General features: G+C 43.8%; 19 protein-coding genes, 1 other RNA gene and 1 riboswitch. Of the genes, 17 read left to right on the top strand and 3 right to left on the bottom strand.

Annotated features, from left to right (window positions below):
- Positions 1-271: 271 nt before the first annotated feature.
- Together ACTRWF_RS05510 and ffs are read left to right on the top strand one after the other, a co-directional pair.
- Positions 272-1,330, top strand: a complete 1,059-nt coding sequence (locus tag ACTRWF_RS05510) for a Glu/Leu/Phe/Val dehydrogenase dimerization domain-containing protein (RefSeq protein ID WP_012517724.1) — start codon at positions 272-274, stop codon at positions 1,328-1,330.
- An 85-nt stretch (positions 1,331-1,415) separates the two neighbouring features.
- Positions 1,416-1,512, top strand: an RNA gene (ffs, locus tag ACTRWF_RS05505) — signal recognition particle sRNA small type.
- A gap of 16 nt (positions 1,513-1,528) precedes the next feature.
- Here ffs and ACTRWF_RS05500 read toward each other — a convergent pair.
- Positions 1,529-1,810, bottom strand: coding sequence for a late competence development ComFB family protein (locus ACTRWF_RS05500; RefSeq protein WP_012517725.1), 282 nt, complete (start codon positions 1,808-1,810; stop codon positions 1,529-1,531).
- Between the two features lie 322 nt (positions 1,811-2,132).
- Between ACTRWF_RS05500 and ACTRWF_RS05495 the strand changes: the two genes are divergently transcribed.
- The 7 genes from ACTRWF_RS05495 to ACTRWF_RS05465 all read left to right on the top strand — a co-directional run bounded on the left by ACTRWF_RS05495 (position 2,133) and on the right by ACTRWF_RS05465 (position 12,370).
- On the top strand, positions 2,133-3,221 hold the full coding sequence (locus ACTRWF_RS05495) for a tryptophan 2,3-dioxygenase family protein (protein ID WP_015066512.1): 1,089 nt from the start codon (positions 2,133-2,135) through the stop codon (positions 3,219-3,221).
- Positions 3,222-3,447: 226 nt separating this feature from the next.
- Positions 3,448-4,905: a TonB-dependent receptor domain-containing protein gene (locus ACTRWF_RS05490; protein WP_012517727.1), complete on the top strand. Its 1,458-nt coding sequence runs from the start codon at positions 3,448-3,450 to the stop codon at positions 4,903-4,905.
- Positions 4,906-5,230: 325 nt separating this feature from the next.
- On the top strand, positions 5,231-8,038 hold the full coding sequence (locus tag ACTRWF_RS05485) for a TonB-dependent receptor (protein WP_012517728.1): 2,808 nt from the start codon (positions 5,231-5,233) through the stop codon (positions 8,036-8,038).
- 65 nt (positions 8,039-8,103) lie between these two features.
- Entirely contained in the window at positions 8,104-9,234 is a 1,131-nt protein-coding gene (locus tag ACTRWF_RS05480; RefSeq protein WP_462835224.1) for a 2OG-Fe(II) oxygenase, read from the top strand.
- Positions 9,235-9,239: 5 nt separating this feature from the next.
- Positions 9,240-9,512, top strand: a complete 273-nt coding sequence (locus ACTRWF_RS05475) for a hypothetical protein (RefSeq protein ID WP_015066514.1) — start codon at positions 9,240-9,242, stop codon at positions 9,510-9,512.
- Positions 9,513-9,563: 51 nt separating this feature from the next.
- On the top strand, positions 9,564-10,556 hold the full coding sequence (locus ACTRWF_RS05470) for an aspartyl/asparaginyl beta-hydroxylase domain-containing protein (protein WP_015066515.1): 993 nt from the start codon (positions 9,564-9,566) through the stop codon (positions 10,554-10,556).
- Positions 10,556-12,370: a tetratricopeptide repeat protein gene (locus tag ACTRWF_RS05465; protein WP_015066516.1), complete on the top strand. Its 1,815-nt coding sequence runs from the start codon at positions 10,556-10,558 to the stop codon at positions 12,368-12,370. Before ACTRWF_RS05470 ends, ACTRWF_RS05465 begins: the two co-directional genes overlap by 1 nt.
- Here the strand turns inward: ACTRWF_RS05465 and ACTRWF_RS05460 are convergent.
- On the bottom strand, positions 12,367-12,921 hold the full coding sequence (locus ACTRWF_RS05460; RefSeq protein WP_015066517.1) for a 2OG-Fe(II) oxygenase: 555 nt from the start codon (positions 12,919-12,921) through the stop codon (positions 12,367-12,369). The two genes, ACTRWF_RS05465 and ACTRWF_RS05460, sit on opposite strands and share 4 nt — an antisense overlap.
- A 550-nt stretch (positions 12,922-13,471) precedes the next feature.
- On the opposite strand from ACTRWF_RS05460, the gene ACTRWF_RS05455 reads away from it, so the two are divergent.
- Genes ACTRWF_RS05455 through ACTRWF_RS05430 form a run of 6 tightly spaced genes read left to right on the top strand, consistent with a single transcriptional unit; the run spans position 13,472 to position 18,415 of the window.
- Positions 13,472-14,233: a DUF3450 domain-containing protein gene (locus ACTRWF_RS05455; protein ID WP_015066518.1), complete on the top strand. Its 762-nt coding sequence runs from the start codon at positions 13,472-13,474 to the stop codon at positions 14,231-14,233.
- 6 nt (positions 14,234-14,239) lie between these two features.
- Positions 14,240-15,598 carry a MotA/TolQ/ExbB proton channel family protein gene (locus ACTRWF_RS05450; RefSeq protein ID WP_015066519.1) on the top strand — a complete coding sequence of 453 codons (1,359 nt, stop codon included), beginning with the start codon at positions 14,240-14,242 and terminating at the stop codon, positions 15,596-15,598.
- A 1-nt stretch (position 15,599) separates the two neighbouring features.
- Complete coding sequence (locus tag ACTRWF_RS05445) at positions 15,600-16,124, top strand: MotA/TolQ/ExbB proton channel family protein (RefSeq protein ID WP_012517736.1); 525 nt, start codon at positions 15,600-15,602, stop codon at positions 16,122-16,124.
- 11 nt (positions 16,125-16,135) lie between these two features.
- Positions 16,136-16,534: an ExbD/TolR family protein gene (locus ACTRWF_RS05440; protein WP_012517737.1), complete on the top strand. Its 399-nt coding sequence runs from the start codon at positions 16,136-16,138 to the stop codon at positions 16,532-16,534.
- Between the two features lies 1 nt (position 16,535).
- The gene (locus ACTRWF_RS05435) at positions 16,536-17,147 is read left to right on the top strand and encodes an energy transducer TonB (RefSeq protein WP_012517738.1); all 612 of its coding nucleotides are present in this window, start codon (positions 16,536-16,538) and stop codon (positions 17,145-17,147) included.
- A 2-nt stretch (positions 17,148-17,149) separates the two neighbouring features.
- Positions 17,150-18,415, top strand: a complete 1,266-nt coding sequence (locus tag ACTRWF_RS05430) for a tetratricopeptide repeat protein (RefSeq protein WP_015066520.1) — start codon at positions 17,150-17,152, stop codon at positions 18,413-18,415.
- A gap of 197 nt (positions 18,416-18,612) precedes the next feature.
- Here the strand turns inward: ACTRWF_RS05430 and ACTRWF_RS05425 are convergent, their stop codons facing one another.
- On the bottom strand, positions 18,613-20,898 hold the full coding sequence (locus ACTRWF_RS05425) for a GNAT family N-acetyltransferase (protein WP_462835223.1): 2,286 nt from the start codon (positions 20,896-20,898) through the stop codon (positions 18,613-18,615).
- Positions 20,899-20,957: 59 nt separating this feature from the next.
- On the opposite strand from ACTRWF_RS05425, the gene ACTRWF_RS05420 reads away from it, so the two are divergent.
- Entirely contained in the window at positions 20,958-21,383 is a 426-nt protein-coding gene (locus ACTRWF_RS05420) for an acyl-CoA thioesterase (protein ID WP_012517742.1), read from the top strand.
- A gap of 129 nt (positions 21,384-21,512) precedes the next feature.
- Positions 21,513-21,616: riboswitch (TPP riboswitch) on the top strand.
- A 55-nt stretch (positions 21,617-21,671) separates the two neighbouring features.
- Positions 21,672-23,762 carry a TonB-dependent receptor domain-containing protein gene (locus ACTRWF_RS05415; protein ID WP_462835222.1) on the top strand — a complete coding sequence of 697 codons (2,091 nt, stop codon included), beginning with the start codon at positions 21,672-21,674 and terminating at the stop codon, positions 23,760-23,762.

The following is a 23,762-nucleotide window of genomic DNA, read 5'->3' as shown; positions in this document are numbered from 1 at the left end:
TATCAAAAAAAATTCTAGGATAGCTATCCTAGAAAAATTGTATTCAATTCTTATGCGTTTCAGTTTGTAAATGTCATTAACAAACTTTGCAACGCCTGTCCTCAGGACAATCAGATACACTTGGCAAAATGTTGGTGATCTTTGCGAAGCCCGCGAGTGTAACGCAAAACATCATCAGACTCTCATTTCACCCCAAGTGGATGGTGTGTACTTTTCGTGACAGCGCCATCTTGGGAAAGTTTTAATTCACCACAGTTGTAATAGGGAAAATATGTCAGTTTTTGATCACCCAGAGTTCGATAATCATGAACATGTTGCGTTTTATCACGATGAAGAAGCGGGCCTGAATGCCATTATTGCTGTACACAATACGAATCTGGGCCCAGCGCTTGGCGGCTGTCGTATGTGGCCTTACGTAAATAGTGGTGAAGCGCTAACTGACGTATTGAGACTTTCAAAGGGCATGACCTATAAAGCCGCCATGGCGAACCTTGAACTTGGTGGTGGCAAATCTGTCATTATTGGCGACCCTCGAAAAGCCAAAACGCCAGAAATGATGAAAGCCATGGGTAAGTTTGTAGAGTCGTTGGGGGGTAAATACTTTACGGCTGAAGATTCTGGTATCTCAGTGACCGACTTACAAACCATGGCAACTGAGTCAGATTACATCGCAGGGGTACACGCAAAATACCACTACGCGGGTGAGGTGCCCGATGGCAACCCTGCACCTTCAACGGCGTACGGTGTGTTTGTTGGCTTAAAAGCCACAGTAGAGTTCGGCCTTAAGCGCAGCTTAGAAGGCGTAAGTGTGGCTATACAAGGTATGGGGCACGTTGGTTATCGCCTTGCTAAGCATCTTCATGAGCATGGCGCAAAACTCTACGTTGCCGACATTTATCCTGAAGGGGTAGAGAAAGCCGTATCTGAACTTGGTGCAACAGCAGTAGCGCCAGAAGAAATCTTAAGTTTAGATGTAGATGTTCTCGCTCCATGTGCATTAGGTGCAGCTATTAACGACCAAACTTTGCCTTTAATAAAAGCTAAGGTTATTGCAGGGGCGGCTAATAATCAGCTGGCTCGCGAGGACATGGGTGAGTTATTGCAGCAAAGGGGTATTCTTTACGCGCCAGACTATGTGATTAACGCAGGTGGTGTTATTGATATCTTCCACCAACGTATGGAAACGAGTTCAAACGAAGCGTTGCGCGCACATATTGAGCAAATCGGCGATACACTGAAAGAAATTTATACCCGTGCAGAGCAAGAGGGGGCGGCGACTAACCGCGTAGCAAACCTTATTGCCGAAGAGAGATTTAATTTAAAGGGTTGAAAACTCAGAGCCAAATAGTCATAATGCGCCCCGCACTCAAGCAGGGGCGAATGACTTTGCTTTGAATGCAGTTTCTATGGTGGGCTTTTGGTCCTCCCGCAATGATACTCTGTGAACTCGGTCAGGCCCGGAAGGGAGCAGCCGCAGCAGACGACTCATGTGCCGGGATGTGGCTGGAGGCCCGCCACCCAAACTTCCTTATTCGCTAATCTCTTTGTTTTTTTCTGTTTCATCCAAATACTTTATTGCTTTACTGATAGCGTGCTCAACGTTCATTTCCATTTGATTTCGCTCGCTCTGTGGTAAGTAAAACGCCATATCAACTTCATACCGAATATAGCGGGGCGGCACTTGGTTTAATGCCAAACAGCATAAATCGGCCAAGTAGTCTGGACTTTTACTTCCATCTAACCCTAGTTTGTTGATTCGCTCGAGTACCAAGTGCTCGTAATAATTATGAATGTCGTCATCTAGCTTCATGTTCCCTACCTTTCTTATTTTCTCTGCGACACATGTTTATTTGTCGTCTTTTTAGTGAGCAATATATACATCATTGTTAGGTGTGTGTATTGAACGGACACATTTTTATACACGTAAAATGTTCGGCTCTGACCTTAGCTATATATCCTTATAATGTATAGCTTGTATTCTGTGGATGTCGAGACATCGGTGCTAGAATTGCGCGCACATTGAAAAAGTTATCAATAAACACGCGTTGGTTTCTCTTCATCTTGATGTAGGAATGAAAACGGTTTATCGAGTGTATAGCGCTCAATAAATAGAGTGATAAGGCAAAAACGACATGAAAAAGAACATAGAGCCCTGCTATTACGGCGATTATCTGCAATTAGATAAAATATTAGGGGCCCAAGACTTACAAAGTGAAAAATACGGTGATGGGGCTCACGAAGAAATGCTCTTTATCATAGTGCATCAGGTTTACGAGTTGTGGTTTAAACAAGTCCTTCACGAACTTAACGCGGTAATTGATACATTCAATCAAGAGGCGGTAAAAGATCAGCAACTCACGCTGGTGGTACACAGACTGCAGCGCATAATTCAAATTCAAAAGTTAATGAATGACCAGATTGCCATTATGGAGACCATGACGCCTCAGCAATTTCTTTCATTCAGGGACTATCTGGTTCCCGCTTCAGGTTTCCAAAGTATTCAGTTTAAACGGTTAGAAATATCCCTTGGCTTAAAGCGAGAGTTTCGCATTGATTTTGATAAGCAAAGTTTCTACAACCGTTTAACTGATAAAGACAGAGCCTTATTAGAAAACCTCGAAAATAAACCTAGCCTGTTTGAATTGGTTGATAAGTGGCTGTCTCGAATGCCATTGCTAAAAACAGAGGATTTTGATTTTTGGCAGTATTATAAAGATGCGGCTGACGAAATGTTGAAAGATGATCATCACACCGTCTCAACCAGCGACATGTTGTCTGATACAGAAAAGCGACAAGAGATAAAAGACTTGCAAGCGACCATGGAAAACTTCGACGCGTTGTTTAACGAAACACAGTTCGAAAAGCTAAGAGGCGAGGGCAAGTTTCGTTTAAGTCATAAGGCCTTACTATCAGCACTGTTTATAAAGCAGTACTCAGAAGAACCAATCTTTAATCTACCTTTCCAACTTATTACTGCGTTAACCGAAATAGACGAGCAGTTGACAATCTGGCGTTATCGTCACGCTATGATGGTTCAACGCATGCTAGGGACCAAAATAGGGACAGGGGGCTCATCAGGCCACCATTATCTTAAGAAGACCACAGAATCCAACCGTATTTACTTAGACTTCTTTAATATGGCGACCTTTCTATTACCAAAAAGTGCATTACCGGATTTACCAGAATCCGTTCGTCGACGGTTAGGGTTTTATTTGCAATAGGTTGTGATATTCGAATGCATTGCCTGACTTGCCAGAGCCTGTAAGAAAGCAGTTGGGCTTTTATCTACAATAAATCTACATTCGAAAAAATGCATTTAAATTATATATTTAGTGAAAATTAGGGCCGGTTCAACCGGTCATCGCTCAAAAGGGTTGTTTCGTCGCAAGCTGCGCATAAATGAGTTGATTACTTTGCTTTGCTTAGTCAATTATCTTTTCGGATAATTTGTACTATGTTAACGACAGTGACCCTGCGAACGAAGAAATTTACCAAGTTCGTCACCGTGACTATAACGTTGGTGGTCAATTTGATTCTGAAAACTTCGCTTTTTATGTCCAAGATCAGTGGCAAGTTACTGACAACTTGGTTATCAACGCAGGTCTTCGTAACGATACGTTTGAAAACTTTAACGCTGACGGTGAGTCTTTTGCCAAACTCGACAACCAGTGGGCACTTCGTTTAGGTGCGGTATGGGACGTATTTGGTGATGGAGAGACCAAAGCATGGGCGAGCTACGGCAGATACTATTTACCTATCGCAGCAAATACGAATATTCGTTTAGCAGGTGCGGAAACGTACACACAAGAATATTACGAGTTTGAAGGCTTTGCTGATGAAGCGCTGGGTATTCCTAATCTAACGGGCGCTAAAACACAGCCTGATGATGTGTTTGCAGACGGCACGGCAAAATCACCCGATGAGATCGTAGACCAAAACCTTGATTCTATGTACTCAGATGAGTTTATCGCTGGTTACCAGTTCCAATTAAATGATGAGTGGAGTATGTCAATTCAAGGTACATACCGTGAATTGTCTACCACTATCGAAGACATGGCAATCGATGCGGCTGTTATCGAATGGGCTGCAGCGAATGGCTACGGTGACGTATCTGACATCTGGGATGGTTTCCACCAATATGTACTAACAAATCCTAATTCTGATATGCGCATCGGTACTACTGAGTTGCCGGGCGCTGAAGGTGAGTTAGTTTATATGGACTTGTCTGCTGAAGAATTGGGTTACCCAGATTCAATTCGTAAGTATGCAGCTGTTGATTTTATGTGGCAGAGAGCATGGGACGGTGTGTGGATGCTTAACGCCGCATATACATGGTCACATAACTGGGGTAACAACGAAGGTTACGTGCGTTCAGATAACGGTCAGGATGATGCAGGTTTAACGACGTTATTTGACCAACCAGGACTACTTGATAACGCCTATGGTGACTTGCCAAACGACAGACGTCATCAGGTTAAACTTTACGGTGCTTATGCAGTGACTGAAGATTTAACCCTTGGTGCAAACCTTCAGTTTTGGACCGGTCGCCCAATCAATGCGTTTGGTTATCACCCGACAGATACTTTTGCTCAGGCGTATGATTCAGAGTCATTCTTTGCCGGTGGTGAGCCAGCGCCTCGAGGTTCTCGTGGCCGAACAAGCAGCTACTACTCTATCGACGTTTCTGCATCTTATAATATCGATATTGGCGAAGACCAAACATTGGTAGTGCGCGCGGATATTTTCAACCTTCTCAACAACGATCGCGTAACAGAAGTTAACGAGATTTATGATGATGAAAGTTCAGCTGATCCAACAAACCCAGATGTGAACCCAAATTACGGTCTACCGACTGCGTGGCAAACACCTAGATACGTTCGTTTTAGCGTAAATTACTCGTTCTAATTAAAGGGCAGAGCAGAGATTTAAGGTTAGGGCGTGGGTATACTTTAGGTGTATATTCCGCCCTTTTTACCAAAGCGTACGCAAAGTGAGCAGCGTGGTTATTTAATGAGCTTGAAATGTTAAATGTAAGTTAATATTTACAAAAGAAGGTAAAAAGACGAAAAAAAATTGAACTTTTACCGAACACCCGTCTAATCCCAGTTGACCGTTCGCTTAGGATGTGGTTATTATCAAAGTGAGGCTTTGACCTTACTAATAATAATTCGTTATATAAACGATTTAAGAAACACACACTAAGAGTTTTAGTGGTCCAGGGAGACAATACATGTTTACAAACTCTAAGCTGGCTAAGTCAGTGAAGCTAGCGTGCGCATTCGGTGCGGCATCAACTATCGGCTTCACTGGTGCAGTTAACGCACAGGAAACCGAAGAAGCAGCGGACGCAGTAGAAAAAATCGAAGTAACAGGTTCTCGTATCCGTCGTACCGACATTGAAGGTGCAAACCCAGTTACTGTTATGTCACGTGTAGATATCGAAAAATTTGGTATTACTTCAATCGGTGACGTTCTTCAAGCAATTCCTTCTGCAGGTTCTGCTATTAACACCAATAACAACAACGGTGGTAATGGTACAACGACTATTAACATTCGTGGTATTGGTTCAAACCGTACGCTAGTTCTTGTTAACGGTAAGCGTTGGGCGCCAGGTCTTACTGGCTCTGTTGACCTTAACAACATCCCAGCATCGATCATCGAGCGTATTGAAGTGCTTAAAGATGGTGCATCTGCGGTATATGGTTCTGACGCGGTTGCTGGTGTTGTAAACATCATCACTCGTCAAGATTTTGAAGGCGTTCACGCATCTGGTTACATCGGCCAATATGACGAAGGCGACGGCAACAAAGAGCAGTGGGATATCGGCTTCGGTACTTCTAACGACAAAGGCAATGTTTACTTTAACATCAGCTACGTAGAAGAAGAGCCAACACTAGCGGGCGACCGTGAAATCTCTGCAGTACCTACTTTTGGTACGCCTGAAGGCTTCGGTGGTTCATCAGCTCCACCTCAGGGGCGTTTCTGGACTTTTGACCAAGCCGATAATGGCTTCAACGAACAAGGTGACGGCAACGGTGGTTTAGAGCCATGGGTTGAACCAGATAGCCGCTTCAACTTCGCGCCGTTCAACTACCTATCTACACCACAAGAACGTACTAATATTTATACTCAGGCACGTTATGAACTTACAGACAATTTATCTGTAAACGTAACAGGCTTTTACGGCAACCGTAAGTCAGAGCAGGCTCTGGCGCCTACTCCACTATTCATCGGTACCGCGTTTGGCGACACGGGCTTCACTTTATCGGCTGACAATCCATTTAGCCCTTACGATTTCGACGTTACGACCGACCAAGACGTACTAGATGCAGATCCAAATGCACGTGAAATGTTCTTGTTTGGTCGCCGTATGATGGAAGCGGGTTTCCGTAGCTTTAAACAGAATGTTGACCAGTTCCAGTTCAACGGTGGTTTTGAAGGCGTTATCGAATTTGCTGACAGAGAATTCTTCTGGGATGCAAACTACACGTACGCAGATATCACGCAAAACACGTCTACCGACGGTCTTCTTAATATGGACCGCGTAGCGCAAGCTATCGGTGACCCTGCGAACTGTACAGGCGAATGTACTCCGCTTAACTTGTTCGGTGGTGCGCCAAACGTAATCGGTGAAGGCACAATTACGCAAGAAATGCTTGATTACATTACGTTCACTGCGCAAGACGAGCTTAACTCTTCATTAGAAAGCTACTCTGCTAACATCTCTGGTGAGTTGTTAGAATTACCAGCAGGTTACTTAGCATTCGCATCAGGTTATGAGAAACGCTGGCAGTCAGGCTACGACCAGCCAGATGCAATCATCGCTGCGGGTATTACTTCAGGTAACGCGCGTCAGCCTACCTCTGGTGCCTTTAGTGTAGAAGAAGTTTACTTAGAACTTGCAGTTCCGCTTCTTTCAGATATGCCTGGTGTAGAGCAGCTAGACCTAGAACTTGCTACTCGTTACTCTGACTACAGCAACTTTGGTGACACTACTAACTCGAAGATTGGTCTGAAGTGGCGTATTAATGACGACCTACTTGTACGTGGTACATGGTCTGAAGCATTCCGTGCTCCATCTCTTGATGAATTGTTCTCAGGTAACAGTGATAGCTTTGCGCCGCTAACTGACCCATGTAATGGCGGTGCTGCGGGTAACCCAGAGCTTCCAGGTTGTGCAGGTATTCCAGCAAGCTACGAGCAACCTAACACGCAGATTCGTACTACTGTAGGTGGTAATGCAAACCTAGAAGCAGAAGAAGCAGAAAGCTTCACATACGGTTTCGTATACTCTCCTGAAGCAGTTGAAGGCCTGTCAATCACGTTTGATATCTTCGATATTGAAGTTGATAACGCAGTGTCATCTGTTGGTGCACAAACCATTCTTAATGCCTGTGCCCAAACTGGTGTAAACCTATGTTCGCTTATTGAACGTGGTGCTGGCGGTAACGTAGTAGACTTGTTTAACGGTCAAGTAAACCTTGGTGGTCAAACAACGTCTGGTTTCGACTACAACGTAGCGTATAACTTTGAAACTGAGTACGGTGATTTCCGCGTTAACTGGGATGGTACTTATGTTGATGAACGCACAACGATTGTTGTTGACCCAGTAACAAACACATCTACTGAGTTTAACGATGCTGGTCTTGCGGGCGACCGTGACGTTGTTCCACGTCTACGTACTAACCTTGCAGTAACGTGGGCGTACGATGACTGGACAGCTAACTGGTTAGTTCGCTTCATCGGCCACACGACTGAAGAGTGTTCAATCGATGGCGATACGCTAGATCAACAACTATGTAGTGATCCAAGCGACGAGCTTGGTGGCGATAGCTTCAACGAACTTGAAGATATGGCATACCACGATGTATCACTAGGTTACGCAGTTAACGATAACCTGCGCATCACGCTTGGTGTGAACAACTTGTTCGACACTGACCCTGAAGTTTCTTACTCGACGTTTGCTAACAGCTTCGACCCGTCTATGTATGAAATTCCTGGACAATTCTTCTACTCAAGAGTAAACCTTAACTTCTAATTGAAGTTGTAGATAGAATTTAAAAAGCCTCTTCGGAGGCTTTTTTGTTATGTGGACAACAGGTTATGAATATAGAACAGTGTATCAACAGTGCTAACGAAGCTCATTCTTCAGGTAATACTGATGAGGCAATGCTATGGCTAAAGCAGGCGGGCGAGTTAGGGGATATCAATGCGGCGCTGGATTATGCTTATTATAAATCGGGTGAAAACCCTAACGAGTCTGTTGCGTTTCTAGATGGAGCAGGGTGTGCCGATAATCCCGTTGTTCAGTTCCATAAGTTGCTGATTGGCTATTTTGGTGATGTAGCATGGAACCCTAAATTTGTCGCACAGACGTTACTTTCACTTGGTGAGGAAGGCGTTATTGAAGCTTACCTCGTTACGCTTTCTTACTTATCGGTAGAAAGCAGCGCGTTTTCTTATATCGCAGGTAAGGTTTGTCATTTAGCACCAAATATTAGTAGCCAGCTTAAATTAACTTCAGAAGTATCGGTTTCTACTGCTCTGAGCGCCCACCAACAAACCATTGATGAATTATCCAGTGCGCTCATTAGAGTATATGAACCTTCAAAGGTCTTAGATAAATCGTTACCCATTGAAGTATATGAAAGCATTTTATCCGAATATGAATGCCGCTATCTAATAGCTAAATTTAGCGCATTGTTAAAACCTTCAATGGTGGTAGACCCTGTGACGGGGAGAGGAAAAATTGATAGTGTGCGAACGAGTTATGTTGCGGTTATAGAGCCTACTCACTGCGACTGGATTACCCGTAAGCTCGATAAAATAATTTCGCAGATCACGCATACCTTGAGACAAAATGGCGAAGCGCTAAATTTACTGACGTATTCACCTGGTCAGCAGTATAAGCCGCATTACGATGGGCTAAATGAAATAAACGATGCACTAATGTTTAAAGACGGAAAGCAGCGTATTAAAACTGCACTTGTTTATTTAAACACCATCAATGAGGGGGGAGAAACCCTTTTCCCAAAACTTGATATTCGTATAGCGCCAAAAAGTGGAACTATGGTTGTTTTTTCCAACAGCGATGAAAACGGAAAGCTACTGTTGAATAGCTATCATGCTGGTGCGCCAACAGTTTCGGAAAATAAATGGTTAGTTACAAAATGGATTAGAGAATGTACAACAATGTATGGTAACTTAATCTACGGTACTTATACTAAGGGATAACACGGATGAAAAAGGTTACAAAAATAATTCTTGCATCAAGCCTTGCTCTAGCACTTGGTGCATGTGGTTCAACTAGCAATCAAAGTTCTCAATATGCAAAAGCTGATACCAATGCAGAAGACGATGGTATGGTTTGCAAAATGGAAAAGAAAATAGGTTCAAACCGCATGCAACGCGTCTGTTACTCTGTAGAAGAAAGAGAGCAAATGCGTGAAGCGGGTCGCGATGGTTGGTTGCGTATGCAGCGCGGTACAGAAACTGGCGGCGGTGACCTGTAAATACACCGAATGTTAGTTTAAGATGGGAGGCAAAACGCTTCCCATTTTTGTATGACTAATAAAAACAATAACCATAGCCTCGAAGAAACACTCGCTAGAATAACTGCCGCTATAAACGCGGGGCATTATAATGATGCTTTTCGTCTTTATAGTGAAGTCTTCTCCCTGTGGCCCGAGTATTTATCTCCAGCAACGAGTGTTCCACTTACTAAATCTCAAGCTACACATATTCATAACGTGGGGAATTTAGCGCGACGTGATTTATTTGTTAAAACACAGTCTATCGGTTCGAGTGATAGGATAAAACGGGCCGTCGCAATATTTTGTGGTGCTGAGCAAAAGCAATTTGATAAAGCTTTGCAATCGCCAAGTTTTCTGTATGTTCCAAATCTCCCATCTGCGCCGTTTTCCGATGTAAATTCAGTAAAAGGGCTAAATGCTTATGTAGCTGCGCTTTCTGAATATAAGGGTGTATTTATATCTCGGTTATCACAAGCAAACGAGCCATATATTCACGACACTGGAGACGTGCCAAACACCAAAGAATGGGCGCAGTTGGCGCTAAAGTGGAACTCACTTCACCTAATGAAAGGCGGTGAGTTAACCAAGCATGGAAGGCAGCTACCTGAGGAAATCAAAGCGCTCTTCGATTCTCCGATTTTAGCTCACTGCCCAGTTCATGCGCCTGAGGTTGTGATATCTGTGTTACAGCCAAATACAAAAATACCTCCTCACTTCGGTATTTCCAATATTAAGTGGACGCTGCACATCCCCCTGATTATCAATGATAAATCCTATTTAAATGTTGCTAATGAAAAAGTGTTTTGGCGTGAGGGGAAGACGGCAATTTTATTTGATGACAGTTATCAACATAGCGCGGAAAATGGCGCCGACACCGCTAGAGCGGTATTAATTATGGATGTTTGGAATCCACATTTAACGCTTGACGAGCGAGCAGACATTACCCAGTTCATTTCAGCCTACAGCGAATGGTCTTCGCAATACGGAGCGTTAGCAACATTGGATAAGAGGTTATACGCATAATGCAGCTGCAACCACATATAATAATTCCAAACCTTATTAATGCCTTTAACAAAGGTGATTTCCTCTTGGTCATCAACACGGTGAAGCAAAATGCCGCCATAGCACGTGCTGATGCAGTTGTTCCGCAGTTGTACGGCAGTGCGATGAGGAAAATTGGTAGGCTTGATGATGCCGCAAAAATTTTTGAAAAAGGTTTAAAGCTTTTTCCTCAATCTTCTGACTTGATGAATAGCTACGGAAACCTGCTTCTCGATAAAGGGCAGACTCACAAAGCTATCTTATGGTTTACTAAAGCTTTAAAAGTTAAGCCCGGCGCATTTGATTACAAGTACAATTTGGCAAGAGCCTTTCTAGTTTCCAAGCGTTATAAAGATGCGGAAATGCAATGTCACGATTTGTTAAAAAGAGAGCCTATTAAAAGCACAGTTCTACTGCTGATCGCATCCATTTTAATTGAAAATAAACGCGATGCTGAGGCTGAGCGCTATTTGAAAAAGTTGTTAGAAACCGAACCGAAAAATGTTAAAGCGCTCAATAATTTAGGAAATATTAAGCGAAGAAATAATCAGTTTAACGAAGCAATTTTGTTATATAAAAAGGCACTCTCGACGGGTCAATCAACCGCTGAATTGTTTCAAAACCTGGCGGCAGCCTTTGCACTTAATGGTTTGTTGGACGAGGCTTTCGCCACCTATAAAGAGGGGTTAACTACGTTTCCTGATAGTGTCGGTTTACACAAAGAATATGCACATCTAGCGTGGGTACAAAACGTCGAGGCGCCGTTTGCTTTGTTAGAAAAAAACTTGTCATTAGACAAGCCTGATTTAATTCTTGCTTATACCGAACTAATGATAAGAGTAGAAGAGTTTGACAAAGCGAAAGTGTGGTTAGAAAAACTGGTCGAAGCTAAGCTTCCATCTTATCAAATTGCAGCGGCGGCGAGCTTATCGAATACGTTAAGAGAACTTGGAGATTTTGATAGGGCGCTGGCTACGGTTAGCGTTAACGCCTCGAAACCGACAGTTGAAACGCTCCCTTTACTTATTGAGAAAAGTTACGCTCTATTAAGCCTCAAGCGATATAAAGAAGCAGTTAAGGCACTTGAACTTGTTTGCCGCATCGCGCCATTCAACCAAGGTTATTGGACGCTTTTATCTACAGCGTATAAGGCGTGCGGAAATGAGCAAAAGTATAGCGAGTTATGTAATTACCAAAAGTTTGTTGAGGTCACACCGCTTTTTGAAAGTGAAGGCAGTAATCTAAGCTTCATAGAAGCATTGGAAGCGCATCTTAATACGCTACATAATAATGAACGGCATCCTATTGGCCAGTCTTTGCGCAATGGCTCTCAAACCTTCGAGAATCTATTAGAGGCCGAACACGATTTGATCAAAGCGCTTAAAATTGCAATAGAAGATAGGGCGACATCTTTTTTATCTGCGCTGTCGTCTCAGAAAAAGCACCCGTTTTTATCTCGACTACACCCAGATGTTAACTTTATTGGTAGCTGGTCTGTAAGGCTACGTAAAAAAGGTTTTCATAAATCACATTATCACTCGGAAGGTTGGCTTAGCGGTGTATTGTATGTAGATGTGCCTAGTGAAGTAGAACAAAACGGTAATGGTTGGCTGGTTTTTGGCCGCCCCGACATTACCGGAGTGACCATGGTAGAAGACTTTGCTATTAAACCAAAGAAAGGCAACCTAGTACTCTTTCCTTCATATATGTGGCATGGAACAAACCCTATTTTAACGGACGAACAACGACTAACGGTAGCGTTTGATATCGTGCCTGCTAATGAGAGCCAAGGTTAAGCTGGCTCTAATTTGAAAGCTAGGGTATACCTAGGTGTATAGCAAATTCTATTGGGCGGACGTCCAACATGCTTGATGGCGCCGTGAAAAATAACCGTTCTTCCGGGTTTTGGCGTGCTTGCAAAAACGCAATCGTCGTTATCATTATAAAATAACGTTTCTCCGCCCCATTCAATATCCCATTCGGGACACAGATAAACTAACACCGTTAGTTCGTCAGCTTCTGGAAGGCAATCGGTGTGAGTAAACAACATATCGCCATAGGAAGCATAATTTACGTAACCACGATAGGCGCGATAGTGCTTTCCTGTGGTATCAAATATGGTTTTTATGGCATGTTGATATACTGCTAGCCCACGCACTTGAGTATCGCTTAACGCGACCGCCCAATGCTTATACTTTGCTGTATCGGGTCGCGCAATTTCAGTGTGTTTAAACGCGCTAAGTTCTAGCCCTTTAAATATCCCAGTCGCTTCTTCGACTGAGCATAAATCATCGAAAACCCAAATCGGTTTGTTATTCACTGTGCAACTGTAGGTAGGTGAGTTCATGTTTTATTAGTTTTGCTTGTACATAGATGGCGGTATAAATAACAAATTGTAAGTAACAATCCAATGTAAATTTGTGCTGGTTTTTTTATTCTGTGGGATTAATAAGCGCCTTTATACGGCAATGAGCAGCATGCAAAGGAGAAGCAACGCACCACAAGTAAGTGACGATAATAATGTTGCCCTAAAACAGTGCAGCTTAGAAAGTATCTTTTTGCTCCAATACGCAATTTATCCTATCAAAAAGCAAATTTTCTGGATGAATATTAAACGATTAAGAAATGGCCGGAAATATGCTAGAAAAAATACAACACATATTACATCTAACTGAACGTTAAACGAGCAGTTAATTGAAAATCTGTTAGGTGTAAACAGTGTGTTACTTGACTAAACGTAACATTCCATGTGAGTATACTACGTTCGTAGTACTGGCTATTGAAGTCAGCGCTACATTCCTGAAACAAAATTGTGAAAGTTTTATACGCCCCTTGCCCGAATATTTTCCTATCGGCGAGGATTCAAATAAGAAATTTGGTTGGGAACTATGTCCAAAATGAGCAAGAGAACTCTTATTGCTTCTACTGTTATGGGTGCATTCGCACTAACAGGTAGTGCAGTCTCTGCAGATACGCTTGAAGATCTTCATAAAGAAGAAGCGAAAATCCACGCGGCTGCAGCGAAATCTCAAGAAAAAATCAACACGTTGTTTGAACAGTCTCAAGAACTACTTGTTGAGTATCGTCAAACAGTAGATGAGACAGAAAACCTTAAAATCTACAACGACTACATCGCTAGCCTAGTTGCAGACCAGCAACGTGGTATCGACTCTCTACAGCGTCAAATCGACAGCATCGAGCAAACTAAGCAGGGCATCGTTCCTCTTATGTTCCGCATGATTGACAGCCTAGAGCAGTTCATCAAGCTAGATCGTCCAATTCACCTAGAAGAGCGTCTACAGCGCGTTGAGCGTCTTCGCGATCTAATGGCTAACTCTAACGTTACTGTTTCTGAGCAGTTCCGTCAGGTGCTAGAAGCCTACCTAGTAGAAGTTGAATACGGTACGAAAATCAACTCTTACCAAGGTACGATTGACGACGCAGGTACAGAAGTTACTGTTGACTTCTTTAACCTAGGTCGCGCAGCGCTAGTTGCACTTTCTCTGGACCAAACTCACGCATGGGTATGGAACAACGAAAGCCGCGCATGGGAAAAACTGGGTGACGAATATCTGTCTTCAGTTGTTGACGCAGTTAAAATGGCTAACAACGTCATTCCTGCGGATCTGATTAAACTACCAATTAGCGCAGCGGAGTAATTGTTAATGAAACCAGTATTCAAATCTCTTTTAGCCGCTGCGACAGTTGCAGTTGCGGCAACCGGAGCGCAGGCTCAGGAAGCAAAGAGCCTTAAAGACCTTCTAGATCAGGTTCAACAGAACCGCGTTTCTGAAGCTCGTCTAGATAAAAAACGTGAAGCTGAGTTCCAGTCTGCACGTGCTGATAAGCAAGCGCTTCTTCGCAAAGCTCAATCAGACCTAAAAGCTGAACAGGCTCGTGGTGACCGTCTACAGAAGCAATTCTCAGACAACGAAGTTACTCTTAACGAAAAAGCTGCTGAGCTAGACCAAGCGACTGGTACGCTTGGTGAAATGTTCGGTGTGGTACGTCAAGCGTCTTCTGAAGCTTACGGCCGTATCGCTACTTCAATCGTTAGTGCACAATTCCCAGGTCGTGGTCAGTTCTTAGCTGAAATGTCAGAAGACTCTAAAGGTCTTCCTAACATTCAAGAACTTGAAGACCTTTGGTTCGCACTTCAAAAAGAAATGACTGAAGGCGGTGAAGTTGTTAAGTTCACTACAGAAGTTGTTAACCTAGACGGCGGTTCTTCACAGCAAGAAGTTGTTCGTGTTGGTACATTTAACCTTGTTGGTGAAGCTGGTTATCTAGCTTACGATTCAGAAGCTGAAGTAGTTCAGCCTCTAGGTCGTCAACCAGACGGTCACTTCGTAGCGTCAGCTGACGATCTAATCGACGCGACTTCTGGCATCGTTCCTTTCTATGCTGACCCTTCTCAAGGTGCAATCCTTGGTCTACTGAAGCAGAAAGCGACTATGTCTGAGCGTTACCACGCTGGTGGTCCAGTAGGTTATACAATCACGCTAATGCTTGCTATTGGCCTATTGATTGGTATCTACAAAATGATCACGCTAACTATCGTTGGCGGCAAAATGCGTTCACAGCTTAAGAACGTAAGCAATCCTTCTGAAGGTAACCCTCTAGGTCGTATCCTTAAGGTTTATAAAGAGAACAAGACTGCTGACGCAGAGAACCTTGAGCTTAAACTTGATGAAGCAATCCTACGTGAACTTCCACGTATCGAAAGCGGTATCAACGTAATCAAGATTTTCGCAGCGATTGCTCCTCTACTAGGTCTACTAGGTACAGTACTTGGTATGATCGAGACGTTCCAAACCATCACACTATTCGGTACTGGTGACCCACGTATGATGGCAGGAAGTATCTCAATGGCTCTTGTAACTACGGCTCAAGGTATTATCGCGGCTCTGCCTCTAATCCTTACTCACAGCATCGTAGCTTCTCGTAGCAAATCAATCATCCACATTCTTGATGAGCAAACTGCGGGTATCGTAGCTGCTCACACAGAGTCGGAGAAAGCGTAATATGAATTACCTGATTGGATTATTCGAATCGGTCAGGGACTTTATCGCTACCGGCGGTGACGTACTTTACTTCGTTGCTGCCGCGCTCTTTCTCATGTGGGTTTTAATGATTGAGCGTTACTGGTATTTAACCTCGGTCTTCCCAAAGGTGAAGAAAAACATCATCGCGAATTGGGATGCCCGAGCAGATACCACATCATGGTATGCGCATAGAATCCGTGACGCGTGGATTTCTCAAGCGTCAGACGATCTAAACGCTAGAATGCTGATTATCAGAACCATTATTGCAATGTGTCCGCTAATCGGTCTACTTGGAACAGTAACCGGTATGATCAGTGTTTTCGAGACAATGGCAACACAGGGCACCAGCAACGCTCGTCTTATGGCCGCTGGTATCTCTATGGCAACTATCCCGACAATGGCGGGAATGGTAGCCGCGCTATCTGGGCTGTTCATCAGTTCACGTCTTGAAGCGAAGGTGAAGCTGGCAAGAGAAGGGCTAGTTGATAGCCTGCCACATCATTAGAGAGAGAGATTATGGCTCGAAAAGTCAGAACCGAGGAAGAAGATGCACAGATCGACATGACGCCCATGTTGGATATCGTGTTTATCATGCTGATCTTCTTTATCGTTACCACTGTTTTCGTTAAAGAAGCAGGGATCGAAGTCAACAAGCCAGATGCGAGCCAGGCGATTCTTCACAAAAATGCAAACATTTTCATCGCCGTAACGGAAGACGGAAATGTTTGGCTAGACAAGCGTGAAGTTGCGCCGGACAGCGTAAGAGCGAATATAGAAAGACTGCTTACCGAGCAGCCTACTGACTACGTAATCATTCAAGCTGATGTTAAAGCGAAGCATGGTTTAGTAGTTGAAATTATGGATCAGGTTAAAGCCGCTGGCGTTAACCGAGTCTCGGTAGCGGCAAGGGGATAAGATGTTACGTATACTTGTATCTATTGTATTAGGTGCTGCGGTCGCATTTGCCCTGTTCGTTCTAATGGCCAAGTTGATTGAAAATTCATCTAGACCAGCAGACGAAGTACCGCCTGCACCGGTGATCGATATTGTAATGCAGGAACCAGACGACCAAACGCAAACGCGTACTCGTGTTCCACCACCGCCTCCGCCTCCGCCTCCACAGCCTCCGAAAATGGAGCAAGTTGAGCCGGAAACAGCGGAACCTGATGCAGATGGCTTTAGTTTAGCTATTCCAGCTATCGACACAGGTGGTGTTGGTGTAAACATTGGTGGTGTTGGTGCTATGCAACGTGACGGTGAAGCAACACCTATCGTTCGTATCGACCCGAAATATCCACCTGATGCAGCCCGTGATGGCCGTGAAGGTTGGGTAAGACTATCTTTTACTATCAACGAAGTTGGTGGTGTTGAAGATATCGAAGTTATTGAAGCTGAACCTAAGCGCGTATTCGACCGTGAAGCACGTCGTGCTCTACGTAAGTGGAAATACAAGCCTAAGATCGTTGATGGCAAGCCGGTTAAACAACCTGGCATGTTCGTACAGCTAGACTTTAAACTGGAGCAATGATCATGATGAAACGTACATTCAAAATGTCAGCCGTTGCTTTAGTGCTAGGCGCAGGTGCGGTGCTTTCAGCACCCGCTGCCCTAGCGCAGTCTGCACCTGTTGTTTGTCCTGGTTATGAAAAGGGTAAAACAACGCTAGTAGGTGAGCGTACCGGTAAGAAAGTTCAAAAAGCTTTTGAATTCTACAATGAAGACCAAGTCAACGAAGCGTTAAACGTGCTTTATGAAATCGACCCTTCGGACGATTTTGATAGAGCCTACGTTAAGCGTTTTATTGGTAACTTGCTTGCTGCGCAAGAAGGTCAAGGTGGAAAAGCGTTAAACTATTTGGTTGAATCTGTTGAACCAAAAGTGCTTAACGACCTTGAACACTCTCAAACACTTAAGCTATTAGGTGATTTGAGCATGCAGGAAGAGAAGTACACCAATGCCATTAAATGGTATAACGAGTGGATGGACTTCACGTGTAAAGAAGACGCAGACGTGTATACGCGTTTGGCACAGGCTTATTTCGAATCTAAGCAGTTAGCGAAGATGGTAGAGCCGGCAGACAAGGCAATTGCTTTGTATGAAGAGCCAAACAAGAACCCGTATGTGTTGAAGCTGACTTCTTACTACGAGCGTAAGATGTACCCAGAAACGGTTGCTGTTGCGGAAGATCTTGTTAGAACTTTCCCGCAAGAGAAAACGTGGTGGTCGCGTTTAGGATTTTTCTACATCTTAGTTGAAGACTATAAAAAAGGTCTTTCAACGCTAGAACTTGCTTATATGCAAGGTTATCTAGAAAAAGAGTCGGAAATTAAAACGCTTGCGCAGCTTTATCAAAGCAATGGTATGCCTTACAAGGCGGCCAAATTGCTTGAAAAGCACATGAAAGAAGGCTTGTTGAAAAATGATGCTGATATGATTGCTAATGTTGCTAATGCATATCACCAAGCTAAGAACTTTAAAACGGCTGCTAACTTGTATGCACAAGCGGCGGCTAAGAGTTCAGACCCTGAGCATTATCGTAAGCAAGGTACGCTTCTACTTGTAGCTGAAGACTATAAAGGCGCCATCAAAGCACTACAAAATGCCTTGGATCGCGGTGCTGAAAACCCAGAGAAAATTCACTTCACACTTATGGAAGCGAACTTCTATGCGGGTAACTTTAGGTCTGCTTACAAGCACGTGCAAGAAGCTAAGAAAGATCGCTCACTACGCCGCAACGCAGCAGCGTGGGAACCTTATATTAAGGAAAAAGCGAAGAACCGTGGTATTAACATATAATATTCGGTCTTAGCCAAAAAAGCCTCCTTCGGGAGGCTTTTTTATGCTTTATTGTTTTTGGGGAATTGTTGAAGAGATAGAAAGTTATCTACAGGATAAGTTCTTGTATGAAATAGCTTCCTGTTTTTGGTAGGTACACGACGCTCGTTTACTAAATTCTCTCTGAACATATGTAGCGTCGGCCACTCATCGCTTCGCTAAAATGCTGGCTTTAGTTTTTCTCTTAATTTTTTGGTCGCTTCTTTCAAGCCTTTTGCATCAAGCGCTCTACAAAGCTGTTTGAGTTCGATATTTGACGTAACAAATACATCTATCAACCGCGAATTTTCGTTAATTATTTTAGCGATATTTTGTATTGGCTTATAGTCGCTATACTTTGCACTATCCGCACTATCCGCACTATCCGCACTATCCGCACTATCCGCACTATCCGCACTATCCGCACTATCCGCACTATTGGCATTATCAGAACCACTCGCATCACCAGGCTTGTCATTGAAAATGCCGCCATCAAACTTCGCAATTTTACATAGTATGGGCCATACATCATCTAGCGTCCGTGAGCCGTCGATAAAGTGGTGTAGTTTTTGTTGATAGGTATTAATAATGCTAGTCGGTAATGAAAAAAGCCCAAGCGTAGACTGATAGCTTTTTTGTAGCGTTATAAGCTCACTAATGAGCATTTTCACCTTGTTTGTATGGGCGAGCACGGCCAGAGCACTGGTTTCTCCACTTGCTTTATTGGGCTTTCGGCCGTAATCAACAACCTCAAAGCCGTTTCTACACCAAAAAACATCAAGTTTAGCCGTAGTGCCATAGGATGTGCATATCGCATCAATGCCATGCCTATAACTCTCGTTAGTAATTTTTCTAAGAAGCTCGCTACCAATTCCTTTACCTTGCAGCCTAGTGTGCACCGCTATGCGGTTGATTCGCCAGTACGTAAAGGTAGCAGCAGTACCGTTTGCAGATAATAAGCAAAGTCGCTGTGCGCCTAAGTGACCTTTCGGCCTGCGCTTTCCCGAAGCTATAGCCTCTGCGGTTTCTTCAAGACGCTTACCTCCTTCGATATTGATAATAGAGGCAGCTATTATTATGTTATCTAGCGAAAGCGAAGCTATTAGAACATCTGGGCTATCCATTAAACGCATGAAATCATCAGGTGTTGTTTGATAATGGGCTAGCGCGAGTAAAGACATAATTTGTTGTAGCGTCTGTTCGCTAACATTTTCAAAGGTAGATAAATTAAATGCGCTATGCTCGATGATGTCAGTTGCGCTTTTTTCGATGTGCTTGTCGTCTATCAGCGCTGAGCTATCGCTTTCGAACAAACATGTTTCGTTAAGAAAGGTTTCAAGTGGGTCGTGCTGATACCATCTTAAAGGGGCTGTCAAAGTAAGGTGTATAGCCGAAGGTGGCAAGTTAGGTAGAAGCTTGTGTATAAAGCCGCTGCCCGAACCTTCATAACCTAAAAGGGTAGTGCTTAATATCCACTGCTTATTATGTTTGATGATCTTATGCACTAGTGGCAGTGGCAATGATGCAGCTTCATCTACAATTACTACATCGTAATCTTGCTTATCAGTATTACACAGCAGGTCGCTATCTGGCGCTACCCACTTTACAGTACCATTGGTTATTATTTCTTTTCCTTTAAATGGTAATGTAGTGGGTTGTATCTGCTCTATGCCCTTAGTGTGGTTATCTTTAGTATCTTCGCTTGGATTTTGAATATCAAAAACATTTTTGACGTTTTCCTGACGTTCACTGGTTAACAGTACGCGATGGCCTTCTCTTATCAGCTTTTGTATAAATAACCCCAAAAGAGACGACTTTCCCCTACCTCTTGGCGCGGTGATAAGCGCATTAAGTTGGTTATGGTAGAACCCTTGGCTTAGCTTGTTAAATGCGTGCTCTTGCTCATAAGACTTAAACAAAGTGCCACGATAAACATTTGCAGCATCAAGTTTATTTACTTCATAGCGGGCTATGTCTGGCAAGGACGTCGCGCTTTCACGGTAAAAAGCAATGGATGGATTGCCTTGAAGGCGGTCTATAAAGCGCGCAAGATAAAGGCTGCGTTTCAGGCTATAGCCTTCAGAAATAAACGAAACGGCAGCGTTTTCAGGCCACGTTGTAAACGGGGGGCAGATAAGAATTAAACACCCATGCTGTTTTACCGTGCCTGCTAAAGCCATGACATCGCCAGGTCTGAAAAAGTCTCTACAGTCTAAAAATGCGATATCCCACTCACTACCTAATACTTGCTTGCGTTTCTTTCCCTTTAACATTTCGCCGGTAAAGAGGTTGTATTTAACGGTATTAGATTTATCGATAGCATTAGTCACTGTGGTTAGTGCGTTGTGACAAAATTCGTCGCGGCCAGAAATCACCAATAACCTGCGATGCAACCGCAACGTTGAGTTTTGATGTTCGGTAAAGAAGGGGGCTAAAACCCACTCACATAATTGAGATAGCGCCATGAAACAGTTTTTTCGGTATAATCTAGCGCTATAGTAGCGATTTATTATGAGGAATTCGAATGCGCTTTCTTTCTCGGCGTTTAGTGATGCCAAATGACCTTAATTATGCCAATTCTCTGTTCGGTGGCCGCGCGTTAGAATGGATTGACGAAGAAGCCGCAATTTGGGCAATTTGTCAGTTGGAAACTAATTGTTTGGTTACCAAGCATATCGGCGAAATTAGCTTCGAGTCACCAGCCATGCAAGGTGATATCGTAGAGTTTGGCTTAGAAACCAAAGCGGTGGGCCGCACGTCTATTACTGTTAGCTGTTTAGTACGCAATAAAGCTACAAAGAAAACCATCTGTTTTGCAGACGATATCGTTTTCGTAAAAGTTGACCCAGACACACGTCAGCCAACAGCACACGGTAAAACGCTGGAAGGTTTAAAAGCGCAAACTGATGACGAAGTTCGTCGTTTAAATATGAACATAGACGCTGAATAAAACGCAGCGTCCTTCGCTATATATCATATAAAAAATATGAAGTTAGCTTAACGTGTTATCTGCTTGACGATGTCTATCGAACTGGTAGACTCCGTCGCAGAAGTTGAGGCTTTATTAATAAGGGCTCAACGCTATACCAAGGGGTGTCCGTTTTCGGTCTGAGATCCACTTTAGTGGGAACCCTTAAACCTGATCCGGATAATACCGGCGTAGGAATGGTTCACAACATAGCCTAATAACCTGCCGTTAGACCCGGATCTTTTTTCTTAAGTAAGAATAAGAGATCCCATGTATAAAACACTTTTCACACTTACACTCATTGCTACTTCTGTTGCCGCGTATGGCCAGCAGCAAAGCGCTAATGCCGATACAACTGCCTCTAATACTGATATCGAGCGCATTGTGGTAACCGGGGACTTTCGTCAAACTACACTAGACCAGCTAAGTGCGAGTGCCACTATTTTAAATCAGGAGCGACTTAGTAGCAGACAGCCTACTCATATTGATAGCGTGCTAAACAGTATTCCTAACGTGAACTTTGCTGCTGGTGCTTCTCGTGGGCGATTCGTTCAAATTCGAGGTATTGGCGAGCGTAGTCAGTTTGCCGAGCCTATTAACCCATCGGTTAGCTTTATCGTTGATGAGTTCGATTTTTCTGGTCTAGCTGCTGCAGGCTTAATTTTTGATACTAAGCAACTTGAAGTGTATCGCGGCCCGCAAGCTACCCTTTACGGTACAGGCGCTTTAGCCGGTGCGGTGAAGCTCTCAAGCAATGACGTTGGTAGCGACGCCCCTGATTATGTCGAGGCGCGAGTGGGCAATAAAGATACCTACCGAATTGAAGGCGCTACAGGGAACGACATAGGTGGTGACTGGGGTTATCGCGTGGCGCTGGTTCACAATAGCAGTGATGGTTTTGTTGAAAACACATTTCTTGGTCGACGTGACACCAACAATATTGATGAAACCGCATTGCGTTTTGCTGTAGAAGGGCATGTTGATGAGCGTACAACACTTGCGCTGACTTATCGATGGTATGATATCGACAATGGGTATGATGCTTTTTCACTAGATAATGATAATAGAACCTTATCTGACGAGCCTGGCTTTGATGAGCATCAAACCCATGCGGTAAGCGCGCGTTCGACAACAGAAACGGCGGCAGGCGATCTAATTCTCATTGCTACTCACGCCTCGCATAATATCGCTTATGGCTACGACGAAGACTGGACATTCACTGGCTTTCACCCTTGGGGTTATACCTCATTCGATGCGTATTATCGCGATGTAGATACACAAACAGGAGAAATTCGTTTTGTGTCTAACGAGAGCGCCGCATTGTTCGATGGCATAACCGACTGGACTATAGGTGTTTTTTACAAAAACACCGAAGAGCAACTGCTTCGACAATACACCTACCTCGATAACGACTTCGCCAGTGAATACACGCCAACAACGACGGCAATTTACGCTAATACTGAAAGCCGTATCAACAATAATTTAGTGTTAGTTGCGGGACTAAGGCTAGAAAACTACGATTTTGACTACGCTGACAATAACCTGCTTACACGCGCTTTCGATACTACCATGGTCGGTGGGAAAGTGGCGCTTCAGTATACACAGGGCGAGCACTTCTATTACGGCAGTATTTCTCGCGGTTATAAAGGCGCTGGCTTTAACCCCGACAGCCGTGTGAATGACGAACAGCGCTTTTTCGATGAGGAATATAACTGGAACTATGAAATAGGGTTTAAAGGCCCTTTGATGACGCCAGAACTTATCGCAAGAGCAGCGCTTTTCTACATGGATAGGAAAGACACACAGGTAAGTGATTTTGACGTTATTACTCGCGATGACGGTACGGCAGGGTTCGTTGATATTATCGATAATGCAGATTTAGGAACAAATAAAGGTGCTGAGATAGAGCTTAGCTGGTTTGCTACCGATGCATGGCAGGTCGATGCAAGCGTGGGGTATTTGAGCGCGACATTTGAAGGTTATACTCTTGCCGACGGCACGCAAGTAACAGAGCAAAGGCAAGCGCAGTCTCCTAAATGGACTGCAAACCTTTATAGTGAGTACGTACTTACTAAAACGGTGCTTTGGCGTGTAGACATAGACTACAAAAGTGAATACCGCTTCTCAGACGGACATGATGTAACTGCGCCAAGCACCACATTAGTGAATTCTGAAATTGTTGTATTACACGAAAATTGGCAGACGACGTTGTGGGTTCAAAATGCCTTTGATAGAGAGTATTACACCCGAGGATTCGGTGGCTTCAGTAACGACCCTCGCGATGAGTATGCGTTTGACGAGCCGTACTATCAGCTAGGTAACGGTCGTCAATTTGGTGTTACCGTAAAGTACACGTTTTAA

This window comes from Alteromonas sp. G5_S2_22_S1, assembly GCF_054968525.1.
This window is presented reverse-complemented; position numbering and strand designations above follow the sequence as displayed.